The sequence below is a fragment of the uncultured Marinobacter sp. genome, assembly GCF_963974375.1.
In the GTDB taxonomy this organism is placed as follows: domain Bacteria; phylum Pseudomonadota; class Gammaproteobacteria; order Pseudomonadales; family Oleiphilaceae; genus Marinobacter.
Window position 1 is genome coordinate 1 of the sequence record NZ_CAXBDN010000323.1, and the last position, 4137, is coordinate 4137.

Annotated in this window: 5 protein-coding genes; 1 reads left to right on the plus strand and 4 read right to left on the minus strand. The window is 60.4% G+C overall.

The window, feature by feature from the left end:
- Positions 1 to 908: EAL domain-containing protein (locus tag AAC035_RS19210; protein ID WP_339806721.1), on the plus strand; the 908-nt coding region annotated here is incomplete at its 5' end.
- Here the strand turns inward: AAC035_RS19210 and AAC035_RS19215 are convergent.
- The 4 genes from AAC035_RS19215 to AAC035_RS19230 all read right to left on the minus strand — a co-directional run bounded on the left by AAC035_RS19215 (position 895) and on the right by AAC035_RS19230 (position 3958).
- On the minus strand, positions 895 to 1230 hold the full coding sequence (locus AAC035_RS19215) for a YqcC family protein (RefSeq protein WP_339806722.1): 336 nt from the start codon (positions 1228 to 1230) through the stop codon (positions 895 to 897). The two genes, AAC035_RS19210 and AAC035_RS19215, sit on opposite strands and share 14 nt — an antisense overlap.
- Positions 1231 to 1314: 84 nt before the next feature.
- A complete protein-coding gene (gene hda / locus AAC035_RS19220; protein WP_339806723.1) occupies positions 1315 to 2010 on the minus strand; it encodes a DnaA regulatory inactivator Hda in 696 nt (231 codons plus the stop codon).
- Complete coding sequence (locus AAC035_RS19225; protein WP_339806724.1) at positions 2007 to 2564, minus strand: CDP-alcohol phosphatidyltransferase family protein; 558 nt, start codon at positions 2562 to 2564, stop codon at positions 2007 to 2009. Before AAC035_RS19225 ends, hda begins: the two co-directional genes overlap by 4 nt.
- A 77-nt stretch (positions 2565 to 2641) precedes the next feature.
- Positions 2642 to 3958, minus strand: a complete 1317-nt coding sequence (locus tag AAC035_RS19230) for a DUF2066 domain-containing protein (protein ID WP_339806725.1) — start codon at positions 3956 to 3958, stop codon at positions 2642 to 2644.
- Positions 3959 to 4137: the final 179 nt, after the last annotated feature.

Here is a 4137-nt window from a genome sequence, read left to right on the forward strand (position 1 = left end):
TGTACCGGGCGAAGAAGGCCGGGCGCAACAACCTGCAGTTTTTCAGCGAGGACATGAATCAGGACATGCTGCGCCAGATGGCACTGGAGCAGGAACTGCGGGCGGGTATCCGCGCCGGCGAGCTGGATCTCCATTACCAGCCGGTGGTGGACATACAGACCGGCATGATCAGCTCCCTGGAGGCTTTGTTGCGCTGGCGCCACCCGGTACGGGGGCTGCTGACACCGGCAGATTTCCTGGAGGTTGCCGAACAGAGTGGGCAACTCCATGCCATCGGCGAGTGGATCTGCAGCAACGCCTGCCTTCAGGCCCGGGCAATCCAGACCATGAGTGGCACCCCGGTACGTATCAGCATCAATTTGTCGTCGCGCCAGTACAACCATCCCCAGCTCGCCGAAGAGCTGTCCAGAAGCATCGCGAGTACGCATCTGGATCCGTCGCTGCTGATGGTGGAAATCGATGAACGCATTCTGTCGGACCGGCTCGAGGAGACCTCCGCCGTACTGAGACGGCTCAAGGCGCTGGGCATAGGGCTGGTACTCGATCGTTTCGGCAGCGGGCTGTCTTCCCTGACGCTGCTGCGGGAGCTGCCCTTTGACCAGGTCAAGATTGACCCGGAGCTGCTGCAGCGGGCGCCGCTTGACGAAAACACCGCCGCCATTACCCAGACCCTGATCAGTCTGGCCCGCCAGCTGTCCCTGTCTGTGGCGGCTGCCGGTGTCGAAACGCCGGAGCAGGATCTGTTCCTGCGCCAGGCAGGCTGCCATTTATTGCAGGGGCACCGGTACTGCCCGCCGGTATCAAGTGACCAACTGGCCCAGCTGTTTATCGATATCCGCGACGGCCGGGAGTTGTTACCACAGAATCAATACCCGTTGCCCCTTCGTGATGAGCTCAGGAGTCGCTGAGCAGCTCATCGATAACCGCCAACTCGGCTATCAGGCGGGCGACAGGTTGTGACCGACTGCGGAAATGTTCTTCCGCCATCGGCGCGATGCCGGAAACCGATGGCAAAGGGGCATCGCGCTCCACCAGTTCTTTCATCCTGACCAGAAAGACAAACTGCAGCCACTCTGTAAACATCAGCGTGTCGACGCAGAAAGGTTCGGTGCTGGCCAGCGCCTCATCGCTGGGTGGCACAGGGGACCACTCACCGATCATTCGCATGTGTGCCTCAACCCGTAGCAGGCAGTCGGCAAGCTTGCTCACTTTTTCGTCATTTTCACTCATTGGTATTTTTCCGGTTGTTTCCGGCCGATTCTGGTTGATTCCGCCAGCTCATCCGACACTATCCAGACGTCGACTTCCGGGTCACTACCAGCCCATCACCGACTTGACGAACGGAATGGTCAGACGCCGCTGGGCCTGCAGGGAATTTTCATCGAGGGTATCCAGTATGCCCAGCAAATCCACCAGTCGTCGTGACGCTCTGCGCATGATAAATCCGGCCACTTCATCACTGAGCATTAACCCCCGCTGCTCTGCCCTCGCCTGCAAAATGGTCACCCGGTCTTCATCGCGATAGACGCCCAGCTGAACCAGCAGACCATGCTGCAGTCTTGAGCGCAGGTCAGGCAGCACGAATACTATGTTCGCCGGCAACTCGGTGAGGCTGACAATCAGCTGATGGTTCCGGTCCTGCACACGGTTGTACAGGTGGAACAGAGCTTCTTCCCACTCGCTGAGGCCGGCCACCAGTTGCACGTCATCGAGAGCAACCAGAGCTATCTCGTCCATGCTGTCGAGAACCCCCGGCCCCATGGGCAGCAATTCGGCCATACTCATGCAGATGGCCGAACGGGCGTCTCGCTCGGCGTCATGACAGGCGGCCTGAAGAAGATGGCTCTTGCCGGTATCTTCATCGCCACACACCACAATTACCGGGTAAAGCCCACCTTCGCAGGCGGTTCTCAGCAGCGCCGCCGGGGCTTCGTTGCGCTGGCCGTGAAAGTTGCTCCAGCGAGCATCATCGCGCAACCGCACGCCAAGAGTCAGCTGAGCGCCAGTCATCCGGCCCGCCCCCGCCATGCCCTGAGACCCCACACCCAGATGTAGTGACCACCGCTCACGCAGGCCGACACTGCAATCATTGCGATAATCACCGACATGGCACCCCCGGGCAACACCACGCCCGCCTGGAGCATCATCACCAGAACGGCGCCCGCCACCTGTATCAGTGTATTGAGTTTTCCGAGAATACTGGGCTGAACATCGAACTGGCCGATAAAACGATGAAACAGCAAACCGCCGACTACAATGGCCAGATCCCGGGCCAGCACCAGGACAAACAGCCACCAGGGTACCAGCCCGGTCAGACTGAAACAGAACCAGGCAGTTGTCAGCAACAACTTGTCAGCGAGAGGATCCGCGATGGCACCCAACCTGGTTCGCCAGCCATAAAACCGGGCCAGAAACCCATCCAGGCCATCGGTGGCCGCCGCCACAAAGAAGATCATCAACGCGCCCGGATAGCGTTCCCCGATCAAAGCCCAAGCAAACGGGGCCACCATCAGAATACGCAGAAGCGTCAGAGCATTCGGAACCCAGCGCCAGCGATCGGACATATCAGCAACCCGGCTCTGTTATCGTACCCTGACACATTGCCCGGCACCCTGGCCGCCGGCCCTTCTTACAAGGCGGTTTATTGTCCGCGGTTGCCGGAACCGGACGCGTCGTCACTGTCATCCCCCTCCACAGTGTCGCCCGTGCGCCGGCTCGCACCTTCACTCACCCGCGAGGCACCGCCCTGCCAGCGGTAATAGAGTGTTTCGTAAAGTGCATCAAACGCAACGGGTTGTGCCGATGCTTCAGGCTGAGTGGCATTGTCAGTGCCGGGGTCGCGATCGGCTTCCGCTTCCGTATCCCCACCGGTATTGCTCTGTGCCTCAGTGGCAGCCGGCGGGGTTATGGTGTCGGCCAACCGGGGCGATGCCATCGCCTTGAAGCGGTCATCCAGCGAAATATATTCCCGCAACTGGTCAAGTTCGCCGGAGAAGCCAAGACGAAACACCAGGCGCTCACGGCTGGCGCTGGCAATGCTCAGACCCGTTACCGGATTCATCGATTCAAGGGCCCGTTTGGCAGCGCCAAAGTCGTCAACGGTCTGCAACCCCTCCAGCACCACCTCCACCCGGGTGGCATCCTCAAGGTCACCGCCGGCTACGGCATAGCGAGCCGCCAGTTGATCAGCCCAGGCATCAATCACCTGGCGAGCGAGCATTTGCGGAGTGTCTGCGCGGACACTGCTGGTCTCGTCCATGCCCGGGCCTTCCATGACCCAGGACGCCTCCCAGCCGCCGGCACGGCCGGACACCCGCACAGCTGTCAGAAAATCGTACTGGCTGCCGGCAGACGCTTCACGAATACTGCCCATGAACTGACCCCAGACCTCGGACAGCAGACGACGATCAGCGGCCGCTTCCCCGGACGGGAAAGCCAGCGGCAGGCCCCGGTCCATGGCAGCGTCACGGAAATAACCAGGCCACGCGCCCCCGGACTCGCTTTCGGGCACCAGCAACCGCCGGTTACCACGATCTTCCACCGCCACCCAAGCCAGTGTCACCGGTCGATTGGCACCCCATACTGCGGCACCGATACCGGCCAGGGCACGGGTGACACCCACCGAACCAAAGGTCATGCGAAGCTCATTCTGGCCGCTGTCTGCCCGCAGGTACTGATAGGACTGCAACAGGGACTCGGCGTCCGCCAGCACCTCATCAATGCCTTCATTCTCGAATACCTGACGATTGCCGGAGGCCCTCAGCAACACGGCTTTCAGGCCGTCCCGGTAACCCTGCTGAAGTTGGGCTGACGATGACCCTGCAACCGGTACCTGCACGGTATACAGGTCCTCCACGGGATTTGCCTCAGCCCGGACAGCCAGCAGCAGAATCATCATTCCGGCCACTAAAGCGGCAGCGGCCACCGTGCGTTGCATGATCTGTATTGCGTTGGTCATGAATCACCCTGCAATTCCATTGAATGGTGCATAGGATACACCAAGCCCTTTACCCTGAGTAGCAAGCGCCCCTGTTCTCTGATGACCGTCGCGTAATTGCATTTGGACCCGCTCACGGCAACTGGTAAAATCCCGCGCTCACATCTCTTTGCCAAACGGTTGAACCCTAACATGAGCGA